The sequence below is a fragment of the Aurantiacibacter sediminis genome (assembly GCF_016019885.1).
Lineage (GTDB): Bacteria > Pseudomonadota > Alphaproteobacteria > Sphingomonadales > Sphingomonadaceae > Alteraurantiacibacter > Alteraurantiacibacter sediminis.
Map to the genome: position 1 here is coordinate 731,407 of NZ_JAEANY010000002.1, position 15,552 is coordinate 746,958.

The following is a 15,552-nucleotide window of genomic DNA, read 5'->3' on the forward strand; positions in this document are numbered from 1 at the left end:
CGAGAAGCCGTGGCCAAAGCCGATCTGAGAATGCGCCCTGGCTGCATTGCCGACCTTGCGACCTATAGCCGCGGATGGAAACTGTTCTGGGACCCGCGCGGTCGATCATCGCGGACAGAACTGGCGATGCTCTGCGTGATCCCGCTAGTGCTGATCTGGGTTTTGGCGGATGCGCTTTCTCTTTTCGGCAGAGGCGCCGTTATTCCGGACTGGGCTGGCCTCGCATTGATGCTTGCGTCTCTAGTGCCGATGCCGGCCGCGATTATCAGGCGCCTGCACGACAGCGACAAAAACGGATGGCTCGCTCTCCCGATATTTATCTTGATAGGATTAGCGGTGTACGACAGCTGGCTCTTCGCCACCGCCAGCTATCCCGACAATGATCTGTGGTATAATCGGGTCGGACTGGAGATGATGTATTCAGCCAGTTGGCTTGCCGCGCTTATACTTTTGATGTGGCCCGCGCGGAACGAGGACAATCGCTACGGCCCCAATCCGCGCCCTGCAGAGAAAGTGATCTAGCCGCTCGCCGGATCGACTTCTGCCATCTTCGCGAGGATCTGGTTGATGCATTTGCGCGATGTGCCGATCTTGAAATGCGTCGCATCGATGCGAAGCTCCGCATCGCGCTCGCCTTCCTTGCCACAGGCGCATTCGGGCGAAACGATCCCATCTACGCCGGACCACACCGCAAGCGTCGGCACCGGAGGTTTCTGCTCGAGATCGACATCGAACGGCGTGTTATCGACCTTGTGATCGTTCAAAGCCTCGTAAAGTTTCCACGCCGAATTGGCGCGTCTGCTGCCGGAAAAAGGCGTGGCGACCGTCACAACCATTTCTATATCGTCCGGCATGCGATTAGCGAGAACGCGGGCGTAGAGGCCACCGAGACTCCAGCCGATCAGCAGCACTTTCTGCCCGCTTTCCCGATGCATTTCCGCGATGCGCTTTTCGAGCCGGGCGAGCTTCACTGGATCCGCGCCAAGGTTGATACCCTGCCCCCAACCCTCAGGCCGGAAGCCGCGCGCGGCCAATGTTTTGCGAAACAAGGCTGTCGAAATATCGCCGGTGGTCAGGCCCGGAATAACGAGCACGTAGCGCCCATTGCCAATTTGGGGACCGGGCGCAGGCTGGCGCAAGGGATTGAGCAGGACGCGAGGAAGCGAAAGCCCTTCCCGCAAAGTCCGCCGCAGCGGTGGAGGTGCGCTGCGGTGGTCCAACATCAGTCGCCTGTCAGGATGCGATCGACCAACTGCTTCACCGTGGGTATGAAGTTGTTCGAGTAGAACGGATCGGTCTTGAAGCGATATGCTGAATGGCCTGCGAAAGCGAGGTTATCGTCCGGATCGCCGCCATGGGCGATATCCTGCAGGGTCTTCTGGATGCAGAAGCTGCGCGGATCGGCGAGGCGGCCGGTCGTATGCGTGTCATGGTCCTTCCAGCTGGAAAACTGGCAATGCGACAGACAGCCCATGCATTCGGCCTGATCAGTGCGAATTTTGTTCGCGCTATCGGGCGTGACGAAGACGACCGTATCGTCCGGCGTTTTCAGCGGTTCGGTAAAGCCTTCTGCCATCCACGACTGTGCTTTCCGCTGATCGCCGGGGTGAACGAAGAAATACTTAGCCTTTCCATGATCCATTAGCGGCACAGTGCCTTCTTCCTGATCGCGCTTAAAAATGGGGATCTGCCGCTCGCTGCGATGCATCAAATCGTACAGGAACGGCGTCTTCACGGCGCTGGAATAAAAACCGGTCGGTGAGAAACTGTGCAGCAGCACATCGCCGGGCTCGACAGTGCGCAGCATGTCTTTCCAGACCTGCGGGATCGGGCTTTCCTCGGTCAATAGCGGACGCGTGCCGAACTGGAAGGCAATCTGGCCGAGCTCAGGATTGTCGATCCAGTCCTCCCAATCGCGCAGATACCAAACGCCGCCTGCCATGACGATCGCCGTGTCTTCGGAAACGCCTTCCTTGCGCATTGTCTCGCGCAGAGCAGCAACGCGCGGATAGGGATCCTCGGGCTTCTTCGGGTCTTCGGCATTCGAAAGGCCATTGTGTCCACCAGCCAGCCACGGGTCTTCGTAGACCACAGCCGCCATCAGGTCGGGCACCTTGGAATAGCTGCGCTTCCACAGGGCGCGGAATGCACGCGCAGAGGAAATAATCGGCAGGTAATGTACGTTGTAGCGTTGGGCGATTTCGGCGAGCTTGTAGGGCATGCCTGCACCGCAGGTGACGCCGGTTATCATGCCCTTGCAGTTTTCCAGGACGCCTTCGAGCACCTGTTGCGCGCCGCCCATTTCCCACAGCACGTTGATATTGATCGCGCCTTTGCCATTGGCCATTTCATGCGCGCGCTTTACCTGTTCGGTAGCGCCGTCGATTGCGTAGCGGACCAGCTGCTCAAAGCGTTCGACGCGGGTCGCTTGCGGGTAAACTTGTGGAATGGGATTGCCATCTTCATCATAGCTGTCGGCATTAACGGCGCTGACCGTGCCGATGCCGCCAGCTGCGGCCCATGCCCCGCTGGACATATGGTTGGTCGCCGAAACACCTTTGCCACCTTCGATCAGCGGCCAGACTTCCCTGCCGCCATACATGATGGGTTTGAGACCCTTAAATGTCATTATTTTCCCCTGAGGAAACACTCTGTGAAGCGGTTTCGCCCACTGGCTCCTCTATCGTCATTTGGTCGAAATCTTCGCCCGGCTGAACGCATGGCTCGATATCGCGCGGATCGGGTCGTTCTCCTACGACTTCAAATTGCGCGTAATAGCCTGCAATTTCAGGCTTTCGGATGAATTCGACTAGTCGATAGCCGACTCGCTCGAATTCGCAAAACAGCAACTGCGGATTAATTCCGTGCTGATCGGTTGGCCTGTCCACATCCACTACGATCACCTGACCGCCTTCGCGCAATGCCGGACGCATGCGCCAGATAAAGGCGTAAGGCTCTGTAATCTCATGATACATATGCACCATGAATATGCGGTCGAAACTGTCAGGCGGCAAGTTGGGATCGTCGATACCGCCAGTAATGACCGAGACATTGTCGAGCCGTTCGCGCTCAACACGTCCGCCGAGGCGGCGCAGCGCGCCATCGTCGATATCCTGCGCCAGTACCCGGCCCTCCGGGCCAACGCGGGCGGAGAGGCGGACGGTATAATAGCCTTCACCCGCGCCGATGTCGGCGACGGTCATCCCTTCGGTAATCGCCGCCTGGTCCATCACTGTTTCCGCCTCGCCACGATCATCGCGCGCGGTTTCGGTGGAAAATGCGTTGCTGCCAACTTCCGACACCGGGCGATAGGCGCGCGGGAAATCCTGCGAACTGGCCGGACGATTATCGGCCGCTGTGTCGCAGGCGGCAAGCGCTGCGCACAGGCCGAACCCGGCAAGAATCCTTATGGCGATCCCTCTCGACATGCCCCCGGCTCTAGCGAGTGACACTCCCGAAGGCAAAGCGGCTTTTCAGCTTATTCCGCAGTCAGATCGAGACGCCGCAGAACTTCAACCCGGTCTTCAAGAGCGCGCGCCTCGACGATCTCGGTCCCCATGAGAGCGTAGACGCCTTCGCCGATGAAGATGGGCCGTGCATTCCCGTACCAGTCCACACAGGACACTTCGCACTCATACTCGCTCTCGCGCTTATCTTCCGGTGGCGCAGGCGAAACATCCGACAGGTCGGTCAATTGCCCGCTTGGAGAAAAGCGAAGGAAAGAAATGTCGGAATTGTCCGATCGCCAATAGTAGCGCCCAGACTCGTGTTCGGAGCGAACCGTGGGCAGGCCCATCAGCCCATCGCCATCTGCATAAATCGTCGCATTGAATGCATGGCTGCGGCTTTCGCTTTCAAATCTGCCCGGCAGTAAAGCGGCGTCGGCCACTTGCGCAGTTTCTGCCAGATCGAGATAGGAAATGATGAGCCCGGTATCGTCACGATAGCCCGTGACAATCGCATCCCCGCCCAGTGACTCGATCCGGGTGATTTCGTGCGATAGCGGGACGCGCTGCGCATCATCCGGCTCACCGAGGGGGACAGCCATGAGGCCGGAGCTCTCGAAGACATCGCCCTCCTCTGCCTCAGGCGGGCGGCCATAGCGGGTACGGCTTCCGTACAGCAGCCACTCGCCGACGAAGCGGTTTTCGAAGAAACCATCGTCTACCTCTGGCAGCGTGGTGAAGCGCCCATCGTCTGGCTCGCTGTAGCGCGTACCAAACCGGACGAGCGGAACATCGACGAGCTCGATATCACCGCGCTCCCTCTCGCTTCGCCACCAGGAATCGGTGCAGGTGATATCCTGCCAGCTGGTGAGCATGCGAAAGCGCGAACGTTGCTGCTCCATCGAAAACTGGTCGAACACCACACCGCGCACGGCTAGCAGATCAACTTCGTCAGGACGGCGCATCGGAATGCGGAACACCGCGCCCGGAGGCGCCTCAGTATTGGCTTCAAATCCGGCCTCGCGGGCACGGCAGACGCGGTATGAACTGGTGTCGTTGTAGCTTGCGGCAGTGGTGGCGAGGAAAATGTTCTCAGGCGAGACAAACATCTCGGCCGCTTCACCGGCTATAAACGCTGTCGACTCGCAGGTCAGATTATCTTCGTCCAATCCGCCCAGATCGCAGCGTGATATGGTGTGAACGATGGGATCGAACGTGCCGAAAACCGGGCGATAAATATCCCGCACATCCAGAATGGCGCGGCCGCGATCCTCGTCATCGAATTCTTCCGAAGGTACCCAACGCCGAATGCTCGGCCTGTTTCGACGATTGACGAGATCCTGCGGGTCATATGGCGTATAGATCACCAGCTGATCGCCGATCACGCGGGTCGCATAATTGTCGACGTCGTAATAATCCTCGCTACTGATCAGGAAGACCCCGCGCCGCTCGATTGTGCCGTTGTCGCGGTTGAGGCGGAAAACCGAAAGCTCGCTCGCGTCATCTTCGTATGAATATGCTGCGATGATGATATGATCACCCTGCACCAGCATTTCATCATACCAGTCCGCTCCAATGGGATCGCCATCTTCATCCGTTCGGTAAACATCGATCCGGTCCGTCAGCTCCATGGTGCGGAAATTGGCGACGAAGATGCGGCCATCCTGAAGGACGAGCAGGTAATCGCCCATGCGCTTTACGATGTCGCCTTCATCGACGCCGGCAGACTGATTGTTGGTGATCGATTCTGCATCGGCGGTCGTCACGGACATCGGCGAAGACAGGGAACTTTGCCGCATGCGTGTTCCCGTCACCACGACGGTACCGGCATCATCTCCCTCCGCTGAAACGCAGTCCTCGTAAAGCGGACTGCAGTCCGGGTCCTGTCGCTCAACCCGCAGCGACGCTACGTATATTTCAGGATCGATCTCGGCGCGGTTTTCGCCCGTAATGTAGCGCTGCGCCCGGCGCAGATCGCGCACCCATCGGCGGAATTCGCGCTCATCCTCGAAAGTCTGGAGATCGGGGGTGGCCAAATCCTCCAGATAGGGGTGGTCCCAAGTCCCTTGCGCCTGTGCTGCCGAAAACGGCACCAATAAACACGCAGCGGCGAGCAGTCCCAAACGCATCGCAATCCCTCCTGTTTCTCAGGAGGTTATGTCAAACCCGCGTGGACGACAAGCCTACTCAACGTCCTCCACATCGACGGTCTCACCCGTCACACGCACGGCGAGCGCGGCGGCGATGAAATCGTCAAGGTCGCCGTCGAGCACATCGTCCGGCGTCGGGCTGGTGACGCCGGTGCGCAGGTCTTTCACCATCTGATATGGCTGGAGCACGTAGGACCGGATCTGGTGGCCCCATCCGATCTCGGTCTTCTCCTGATATTCGCCTGCCGCCGCCGCTTCGCGCTCGGCCATTTCGCGTTCGAACAAGCGCGCTTTCAGCATGTTCATCGCGGTCGCGCGGTTCTTGTGCTGGCTGCGATCGTTCTGGCTGGCAACGACGATGCCTGTCGGTTGGTGGGTGATGCGGACTGCGGAATCGGTAGTGTTCACGTGCTGGCCACCAGCGCCAGATGCACGATAGGTGTCGATCTTAAGATCGCCTTCGTTAATCTCGATATTGATGTCGTCATCGATCACTGGATAGACCCACACGCTGCTGAAAGAGGTGTGGCGCCGCGCCGAGCTGTCATAGGGGCTGATGCGCACGAGGCGGTGAACACCCGTTTCGGTCTTGGCATAGCCATAGGCGTTTTCGCCCTTGATCAGCAGCGTTGCGCTTTTGATACCGGCTTGCTCGCCCGCCTGATATTCGACCGTTTCGACTTTGAAGCCGCGCTTTTCCGCCCAGCGCACATACATGCGCAGCAGCATGTCGGCCCAGTCCTGGCTTTCGGTGCCGCCCGCGCCGGCATTGATCTGCAGGTAGGTGTCATAGGCATCCGCCTCGCCCGAAAGCAGCGCATTGACCTTGTCCCGGTCCGCCCGCTTGGCGAGTGCGGCAAGGCTGTTCATGCCGTCGGCGACGATATCATCGTCACCTTCGGCCTCGCCCATTTGGATGAATTCCATCGCGTCGGACATCTCGGTGGAGATTTCCTGCACGGTCTCCACCGCGTCCTTCAGCTGCTTGTGCTCGCGGCTGATCGCCTGCGCCTGCTTTGGGTCATTCCACAGGTCCGGATCCTGCACACGCGCCTCAAGCTCGTCGAGGCGGCGCAGGGAATGCTCCCAGTCGAGAGACTTCTTGACCAGCGCAAGCGCCGCTTCGATCCGGTCGATATGGGCCTGCCCTTCGGCACGCATGGCATTTTTCTCCGACTGTGAAAGCGCCCGCGCCTAGCGCAGCTCGCGTGGAAGGGAAAGTGGTTGCGATCAATCGGGCGGCGGACCGCCAGCATGCGAGACATCAGTAAATGCCGCCTTGCTCCTCGGCAAAGTTCTCCGGCTCCTCAGTCGGGCTGCTCTCGAGACTTGGTCCACGCTCCCGCCGCCGCAATTGCGCGAGGATGATTTCTCGCATCGCGTCGATTTCATCCTGGCGCGCGTTCCGACGAGGTTCGGTGTCTGGCTGGAAGGCTTCCCAGATCACAGTCGACATCGGGTCATCGCTGGGCCACGCGTCGAAAACGCGGCTGCCCGTCCGCCTGTCAACGCGCACCATGCGAACACCGTTCGGCGCAGAGAATGGCCTGGCAGTCCAGTAATCGGGCGTTTCATCCACGAATTGGCGGAAGATCGGCACAGCCGTGTTGCCGCCCTGGATCCAGCCACCCATGTTTCGCGGCGTGTCGAAGCCGATATAGGTCCCGGCAACGATGTCCGGACTGCCGCCGACAAACCACGCATTGGTCGGGCCGGTGCTGGTTCCGGTCTTGCCGAACATCGGAATGTCGAGATCGCGCAGGCGCGTCGCGGTACCGCGCTGGACGACGCCGGTCAGCATATGGACTGTCTGGAAGGCCGTGCGTGCATCCATCGCCTGCCGCCCGGTGCGGCCGAAACGCGGCATGGCCCCGCCATCCCACTCATCCATGTTGCAGCCCGTGCATTCGCGTTCATCTGCGCGCCAGATCACTTTGCCGTCTCGGTCCTGCACATAGTCGATCACCGTCGGCTCATTCAGGCGGCCATGATTGACCATCGCAGCATAGGCTGCGGTAATGCGTTCCACCGTGGTTTCACCCGAACCGAGCGAGTAGGCAGGGAAAGGCTGGTATTCGATTTCTTCCGGTTCCAGCTCGACATCGCGGAACGTCTCTATGACATTGTCCATGCCTGCATCCATCGCGATATGCACCGTCATCAGGTTCTTGGACTGCTCTAGGCCATAGCGCATGGGATATTCACCGCCACCGCGGCCACCGCCAAAGTTCGTGAAGCACTTCTCACCCAGATTGCTGCCCTGGTAATAGCAATATTGCGTATCGGGGATCATGCTGGCCGGCGTCATGCCTGCATCGATGCCGGCTGCATAAACGAAGGGTTTCACTGTAGACCCCGGCTGGCGATTGGCCTGCGTAGCGCGGTTGAATGCGCCAAGACGGCTGTCAAAACCGCCCTGCATGGCGAGGATGCGCCCAGTGTCTGGCTCCATTGCAAGAAAGCCACCGGAGACTTCCGGCACGCCGCGCAAGCGCCAGCCATTGCCCGAAGGCGAGGCTGCGACGACGTCACCGACGCTGAGCGAGTTGGGCGCGCCGGATAGCGGGCTCTCATCGCCATTGGCAAAGCCGATCCTCGCGCCGCCATCGGTCGCGGTAATCACGCCGATGCGCCAATCTTCGTAATTGATCGAGATGTAGGAGCTGGCCAGCTGCGATGTCAGGCTGCCATTGTCCGGATTCAACGTCGCAATCGGCCCGGTGTAGCCGCGATTACCGTGATAGCGCAGCAGTGCTCCGCGTAGCGAATTGCGCGCTGCATCCTGCAGATCCGGATCAAGCGACGTGCGGACCCAGAGGCCGCCAGCGTAAACGCTGTTCCGACCGTCTTCTGCCTCCTCGCCAAACTGAGTGATCAGCTGGCGGCGCACTTCCTCCAGGAAATAGCCCGCATCGGCCGAACGCGATTGACGTCGTCCCTCGACCACACCCAGCGGCATATTCTGAGCGGCGCGCATTTCGTCCGCCGTGATATAACCATTATCTTCCATCTGACTGAGCACCAGATTGCGCCGATCACGCGCGATCCCGAAATTGGCCGAGCGGCTATATTCTTCGGGAGCGCGAGGAAGAATGGCGAGATAGGCCATCTCATGCAGCTCAAGCTCGTCAACATCCTTGTCGAAATAGGCGAGTGAAGCGGCCTGCACTCCGAAACTGCGGCGGCCGAGCGGAATTTCATTCAGGTAAAGGGTGATGATCTCTTCTTTTTCCAGCACGCCTTCAATGCGCGTGGCGAGAATCATTTCGCGCAGTTTGCGAACGACCGAATATTCATTCCCGACAAGGATATTCTTGGCGACCTGCTGCGTAATGGTGGAACCGCCGACCGCGCGCTCCCCCGATCCGATTTTCGATACGTAATCGATTACGGCACCGATGAAGCCGCCTGCATCGATGCCGTTATGCGACCAGAAAGTCTCGTCCTCGGCCGAAATATAGGCGTTGAGCAATTGGTCCGGCATGTCGCGGAAATCTAGTTCGATGCGACGTTCCCGCTCGTAACGATGCACGATTTCGCCATCGATGCCGCGCACAACGCTGGGCAAGTTGGGCTCGTAATCATTGAGCGTTTCGGCATCCGGCAAGTCCCAGGCAAGCCAGACGTACGCAATGATCGCCAGCAGCAATCCGCCACCCAGCGCATAAAACAGCAGGCGCAGCCATCGGCGCGTGCGCCACGCATGCGTGATATTTGCCCATGCGCCCTGCCCGCCTCGCGAAATGCGGCGAGAGAAACTGGCGGTCCCGGTCGCGGGATCGGCATCGAAATCGTCACTCATGATCGCGCTTTAGCATGGCGATCTGCGCTTTCGCCACAATGAATACGACGCATGCGATGCGTTTCGCCGCATTTTTACGCACTTGCACGACATGGCCGGCTTCACTCGCGGTTCGATTGGCGGGCGAAATATATCCGGATAGCGCGAGCGAAAACTTCCGCAAATTGCTCCTGTCCTTCAGCCGAAGCGAGTGCCCTTGCTTCATCAGGATTGGACACGAAACCCGCTTCGAAAAGAACTGCGGGAACATCGGGAGCGCGCAGCACCGCAAGTGCAGCCGCGCGGCGTGCTTGCGGATGGAAGCGAAGGACGCCGTCTCCCTCGCGCTCGATCAGTGATGCGAACTCCGCCGAATTCCCGGACGTGCGGCGCTGCGATAGCTCGACAAGTATGGCATTCACCGCCTCATCGGTGGATGACAGGTCGACGCCGTTCACGACGTCGGCATTGTTTTCCCGCTCGGCAAAGCGTGCAGCTGCTTCGGAAGATGCAGTTTCGGATAGCGTGTAAATACTCGCCCCTTCGACAGCCTCCTGATCGCCCGCCGAATCAGCGTGGATCGAAATGAACAAGTCGGCGCCCAAGGCGCGCGCAATTTCTGCCCGCTCTCCAAGAACGATGAAGCTGTCATCATCGCGCGTGAGGGCAACGCGAATGCCGCCTTCATCAATCAGTCGGTCACGCAGGGCGCGAGCCAGCCCGAGAACGATCGTTTTCTCATTAAATTCGTCATGGACCGTGCCAGGGTCAGGGCCGCCATGGCCTGCATCGATGACGACCAATGGCCGCGTCAGATCATCAGGCCCTTCGATTTCCGGCAGCCCGATGGTTTCGCCCGGCTCTGGCAGATCGAAGCTGATGACATAGGCACGTCCGAGGACAGGCACCGGTATGGACTGGCCCAGCACATATAGCGCCCCAATCACCAGCAAAGGGAAGGCGAACAGCAATCCGATCTGGATGCGATAGCCCATTGCCCAATTGCCGCCTTTCTTCCCCTTGGCCCGAAGCGACCAAACCTTCGCAAATATGCAAACGGATTTTTACCAAGACACGCAACAAGGTTGCCGAGCCTTTCCCCGGATGCTAGCGAAATCCTACGCCGGATGCGAATGCACTCCGGCCACACCGGGAAGGCATCCTGCCGATCTCCGGAATGTTTTACAGGTTGATGCCGCAATGCAAAGCACACACCAGTTTGCCACACCAAGCACCAAAGGGTGCATGGTGGCTGCAACTGGCCATGCGCAGCACAAATCCCTGCGCCTTCGCATCGCGACAGACACAATTCGCAAGCCCGCCACCCCGACTTCACGCATGAAGAACGGCGGCGGAGCGATCATCATTCCCGTGCGCACTGGCGCCGGGGCTCACACAAATCGGCAATTTTCATCCAGCGATCCGGCTTCAACCGGTCGTATCGCTGCATCGCGAATTGCCTGGAGAATATTTAATGGCAACGCGCATGCTAATCGATGCGCGCCACTCGGAAGAAACCCGGGTGGCGGTGCTCAAGGGAAACCGGATTGAGGAGTTCGATTTCGAATCTGCTGAACACAAGCAGATCAAAGGCAATATCTATCTAGCCAAAGTTACCCGCGTAGAACCGTCCTTGCAGGCGGCTTTCGTGGATTTTGGCGGAAATCGCCACGGTTTCCTCGCTTTCAGCGAAATTCACCCCGACTATTACCAGATCCCTTCGGAAGATCGCGCGGCCCTGCTCGCTGAAGAGCAAGCTGCCGCCGAAGAAGAAGCCAAACTTCGCGCTGAAGAGGATGACGAAGAAGACGGCACCGCTTCTCCAGAAGAGGAGGAAGTGGCTGAGGACGATGTCGCTCTCGAAGAAATCGACACGAGCGACAAGGAACACGTCGCCACCATCGAAGAGGGTCATCTCGAAGGAGACGACTCCGACACCGATGATGAAGATGACGATGACTCCGACGACGAAGATGACGACGATACGGACGACGAATCCGAAGACGACGACAATGGCGGTAAAGGCAAGCGTGGACGCGGACGTGGCCGTGGTCGCCAACAGCGCGGTCGTCGTCAGCAGGGCCGCAAGGGTGGCCGTGGCAGCCGCGCGAAGGAAATCGACGAAGCCCGCGCCAAGCGCCAGGCACTGCGTCGTCGCTACAAGATCCAGGACGTTATCCAGCGCCGCCAGGTGCTGCTCGTCCAGGTCGTAAAGGAAGAGCGCGGCAATAAGGGCGCTGCCCTCACCACCTATCTTTCGCTCGCAGGCCGTTATTGCGTGCTCATGCCGAATTCCAGCCATGGCGGCGGGATTTCGCGCAAGATCAACAGCGGCTCTGACCGCAAGCGCCTGAAGCAGATTGTGAACGAGCTTTCGCTGCCCAAGACCATGGGCCTGATTGTTCGCACTGCGGGCCTCTCGCGCACCAAGACGGAGATCAAGCGCGACTTCGACTATCTCGCCCGCCTGTGGGACGAAATCCGCGAACGCACGATGTCATCGAGCGCGCCGGCGATGATCCATTCGGATTCGGACCTGATCAAACGCGCCATCCGCGACATCTACAATCGCGAAATCGAAGAAGTGATCGTCGAGGGCGAGCAGGGCTACAAATCCGCCAAGGCCTTCATGAAATTGCTGATGCCCAGCCACGCGCGGCGGGTGAAGGCGTATAATGACCCGGTTCCGCTGTTCCAGCGCTATGGCGCGGAAGACCAGCTTTCCGCCATGTATGCGCCGGAAGTGCAACTGAAATCGGGCGGCTATCTAGTCATCAACCCGACCGAGGCCTTGGTCAGCATTGATATCAACTCAGGTCGCTCCACCAAGGAACACGGGATCGAGGCGACTGCGCTTCATACCAATCTCGAAGCCGCCAAGGAAATTGCTCGTCAGCTGCGCCTTCGCGACATGGCAGGCCTTGTGGTGATCGATTTTATCGACATGGATCGCAGCGGCAATGTCCGTAAGGTCGAGCGCGCCATGAAGGATGCGCTCAAGAATGACCGCGCGCGCATCCAGGTTGGTCGTATCTCCGGCTTTGGCCTCATGGAAATGAGCCGTCAGCGCCTGCGCACCGGCGTGCTCGAGGCTTCCACCCGTGAGTGCCCGCATTGCGACGGCACTGGCCTTGTCCGCACCGCCTCCAGCGCTGGTCTCTCCGCTCTGCGTGTCATCGAGGATGAAGCCGCCAAGGGCAAAGGCACGACCATCACGCTTTACGCTTCGACCGAAGCGGCGGTGTACCTCCTCAATGCCAAGCGCGCCGATCTCGCCGAGATCGAAAGCCGCTACGGCGTGTTGGTCGAAGTGAAGCCCGAAGGCGAGGATGAAGGCGCGAAAATGCGTGTTCAGTCGTCGGGGCCGAAGCCCAGCGAAGCGCCTAAGTTCGAACCCATTGTCGATGATGAAGAGGAAGATGACACCTCTTCCGATGATGACAGCGACAACGACAATCAGAACGACGATGATGATGGCGCGCACAAGAAAAAGCGTCGTCGCCGTCGCCGTGGTGGCCGTGGCCGGAACAAGAATCGTCAGCAAAATGACGATAATGGCTCGGATGACAACGATCCCGATGACAACGACAAGCAGGACGCCGAAAATTCCGACGAGAGCCAGCCTGACGAAAGCGAGAAGCCCAAGCGTCGGCGTCGCGGTGGCCGGGGACGTGGTGGTGCGGCCAAGGCTGCTGATGACGCCTCCGATAATTCGACTGACGACGAAGCGAAGGACGCCGACGCAGACGTAGCTCCGGAAGCTGAAGAGCAGGCCGAGGAAAAGCCGAAGGCCAAGCCCAAGGCAAAGCGCGCTCCTCGCAAGAAGAAAGAAGAGCCTGCGCCGGAAGCGGAAGCGGAAACGCCTGCCGAAGAGGCCGAGGAGAAGCCGAAACGCAAGCGCGCGCCGCGCAAGAAAAAGGCTGAGACCGAAGCACCGGCTGAAGAGGCCGCGTCCGAGGCTGAGGAAAAACCGAAGCCAAAGCGTGCTCCCCGCAAGAAGGCTCAGCCCAAAGCCGCCGCCAAAGCGGACGACACTGGTAGTGATGAAGCCGCCAGCACGCAGGCCGAGGGCGACAGCAATGCCACCAATGATGACGGCACACCGCGCCGCGGCTGGTGGCAGCGCACCTTCGGCAACTGATCGTCCGACAATCAGGCTGAGCTGACATGTCGCAAACGCCGGTAACAGTCATCGTTCTCGCCGCGCAGCGCACGGGGGTCACCAACCCCCTCGCTGCGCGCGCGGGAGTGAGCCACAAGGCGCTCGTGCCGATCTGCGGCAGGCCGCTGATCGAGCATGTGATGGAAGTGCTCACCAGTTCGGCCGGCGTCAGCGACATTCGCGTTGTTCTGGAGCCGGAAGGTCAGCAAATCGTCGATCCGGCATTGGAGACATTCCGGCCGCGCGGCATCCCCATCACCCTGCACAATTCGGATGCGAATATCGTCGAAAGCGTACTTGGCGCCATTCAGGGTGAGGACCGCCCCTTCATCGTCACGACGGCCGATAACGTACTGCTGACTAAGCAAGGCCTTGATCAGGCGCGCACCACGCTGCTGCAAAGTGACGGCATCATCACGCTTACCACGCGCGAGCGTGTTTGGGCCGTGCATCCCCAAGGCCAGCGCGGATTTTATGATTTCAAAGATGCGGGCTACGCCAGCTGCAATCTGTTCGGCCTGAACGGCCAGAAAAGTCTGCGCGCGGCCGAAGTCTTTCGCGAAGGCGGTCAGTTCATGTCGAATAAGGGCCGAATGATCCGCGCCTTCGGCCTGTTCAACATCATTCTCATGGGCCTTAAGCTGATTTCGCTGCCACGCGGGCTTCAGCGGATAAGCAAGCGCTTCGGGCTCGACATCCGTCCGGTCATCTATGAAGACGGTTCACTGGCGATCGATGTCGACAATGAACGCACCTTCATAATCGCAGAATGGATCCTCGGCCAGCGTCTCGGCATGGACATACCAAAACCGGAAATTCCCGCCGACATGAAGTGAAGCCATTGCGCGGGCAATAGCGGCAGCGTAAACGCGCGGCTGAAAACTCCACTTGCATAAAGGCCAGCCTATGAGCGCCGCGATCACCCCCTTGCGTATATCCGATGAAGCCAAAGAGCGTGTCCGCATTCTCTTCATGGCGAAGCACGCAATGTGGGGCGGCGGCATGCACCCGGAGGACGGCAATCACGCCATCTATCACCACGAGGTCCGCACAACGCTCGAGAACCTTGGGCTAAACCTGCAATTCGCCAACAGCTATGACGTGCTTTTCAAACGTCCGGATGTCGATTTTGTCTTCCCGCTGCTTAACCGCGGCGGGTTCGTGAACAGCGAAATGGTCATCCCGACAATGTGCAACATGCACCGCATTCCGTATCTGGGCGCGATGCCGTTCTTGCGCGGCCTGGGCGATGACAAATCGGTCTCCAAACTGGTCGCAACCCATGCCGGCGTGCCGACTGCGCCGTGGTTCTGCTATCGTCGCGGCGCGCCTGTACAGGAAAGCGATTTGCCGCCCTCTCCCGATGGCCGTTGGGTGATCAAGCCCAATGCGTCATCTGCCAGCTGGGGCATTTCGGACGCTTTCGACTGGAATGGAGTAACTAACGCCATCGCCGATATTCACGGCCAGGGCCACGATGCCATCGTCGAGCCCTATCTCGATGGCTATGACGTGCAATGCGCCTTCATCACGCTCAACAACGAGCCGACTGCCCTACCCATGCTGTGGTATGAGCGCGAGAACACGCAGAAGCTGTGGACCTATTACGAGAAGCGCGATCTGGTCGCGAACACCGAGAAAGCTTCGCTCAAGCGCTTCGACCATGCGGAGCTCGCTCCCATGATCGAGGAATTTGCCCGCAAATATGCGCGTGAACTGCTGCCTTTCGACTATGGCCGTATTGAATTCCGCGTTGACCTGAAGACGGGCGATATCAATTTCATCGAGATCAATCTGAACTGCAATCTTTGGTCTGAGAAAGTCATGGCCAAGGCTGCGGCAGAAGCAGGCTTCAGCCATGCCGATCTGCTGGAAACATTGCTTGCCGAGTGCTGGCGGCGCGAAGGTCTTATCGCGGCAGGCTGAAAGCAAACTGGCCGACCGCTTGGAGCGATCGGCCAGCACTATCTGATTGCTCTTAGAACCAATGTGCTTAGAGCAGCCACATCAAGT

The 15,552-nt window shown here is 59.3% G+C and carries 11 protein-coding genes; 4 read left to right on the top strand and 7 right to left on the bottom strand.

All coding sequences use genetic code 11. The features are described 5' to 3' along the window. The first annotated feature begins 9 nt into the window (after positions 1-9). Positions 10-522, top strand: coding sequence for a DUF805 domain-containing protein (locus I5L03_RS09125; RefSeq protein WP_197921423.1), 513 nt, complete (start codon positions 10-12; stop codon positions 520-522). On the opposite strand, the gene I5L03_RS09130 is transcribed toward I5L03_RS09125, so the two are convergent. From I5L03_RS09130 to I5L03_RS09160, 7 genes are all read right to left on the bottom strand, one after another. Next, the gene (locus I5L03_RS09130) at positions 519-1,094 is read right to left on the bottom strand and encodes a PGAP1-like alpha/beta domain-containing protein (protein WP_197921424.1); all 576 of its coding nucleotides are present in this window, start codon (positions 1,092-1,094) and stop codon (positions 519-521) included. The two genes, I5L03_RS09125 and I5L03_RS09130, sit on opposite strands and share 4 nt — an antisense overlap. 128 nt (positions 1,095-1,222) lie before the next feature. Continuing rightward, entirely contained in the window at positions 1,223-2,629 is a 1,407-nt protein-coding gene (locus tag I5L03_RS09135) for an NAD(P)H-dependent flavin oxidoreductase (protein WP_197921425.1), read from the bottom strand. Next, on the bottom strand, positions 2,619-3,428 hold the full coding sequence (locus I5L03_RS09140; RefSeq protein WP_197921426.1) for a class I SAM-dependent methyltransferase: 810 nt from the start codon (positions 3,426-3,428) through the stop codon (positions 2,619-2,621). Before I5L03_RS09140 ends, I5L03_RS09135 begins: the two co-directional genes overlap by 11 nt. A 50-nt stretch (positions 3,429-3,478) precedes the next feature. Beyond that, positions 3,479-5,575: a beta-propeller domain-containing protein gene (locus I5L03_RS09145; protein WP_197921427.1), complete on the bottom strand. Its 2,097-nt coding sequence runs from the start codon at positions 5,573-5,575 to the stop codon at positions 3,479-3,481. Between the two features lie 54 nt (positions 5,576-5,629). Then, a complete protein-coding gene (gene prfB, locus I5L03_RS09150; RefSeq protein WP_197921428.1) occupies positions 5,630-6,757 on the bottom strand; it encodes a peptide chain release factor 2 in 1,128 nt (375 codons plus the stop codon). A gap of 103 nt (positions 6,758-6,860) precedes the next feature. After that, positions 6,861-9,398, bottom strand: a complete 2,538-nt coding sequence (locus I5L03_RS09155; protein WP_197921429.1) for a penicillin-binding protein 1A — start codon at positions 9,396-9,398, stop codon at positions 6,861-6,863. Positions 9,399-9,499: 101 nt separating this feature from the next. Next, positions 9,500-10,372, bottom strand: a complete 873-nt coding sequence (locus I5L03_RS09160) for an N-acetylmuramoyl-L-alanine amidase family protein (protein WP_197921430.1) — start codon at positions 10,370-10,372, stop codon at positions 9,500-9,502. A 479-nt stretch (positions 10,373-10,851) separates the two neighbouring features. Here I5L03_RS09160 and I5L03_RS09165 point away from each other — a divergent pair, with 479 nt between their 5' ends. From I5L03_RS09165 to I5L03_RS09175, 3 genes are all read left to right on the top strand, one after another. Further along, positions 10,852-13,518: an Rne/Rng family ribonuclease gene (locus I5L03_RS09165; RefSeq protein WP_197921431.1), complete on the top strand. Its 2,667-nt coding sequence runs from the start codon at positions 10,852-10,854 to the stop codon at positions 13,516-13,518. Positions 13,519-13,544: 26 nt separating this feature from the next. Further along, positions 13,545-14,375, top strand: coding sequence for an NTP transferase domain-containing protein (locus I5L03_RS09170; RefSeq protein WP_197921432.1), 831 nt, complete (start codon positions 13,545-13,547; stop codon positions 14,373-14,375). Between the two features lie 70 nt (positions 14,376-14,445). Further along, complete coding sequence (locus I5L03_RS09175; RefSeq protein ID WP_197921433.1) at positions 14,446-15,465, top strand: D-alanine--D-alanine ligase family protein; 1,020 nt, start codon at positions 14,446-14,448, stop codon at positions 15,463-15,465. The last annotated feature ends 87 nt before the right edge of the window (positions 15,466-15,552 follow it).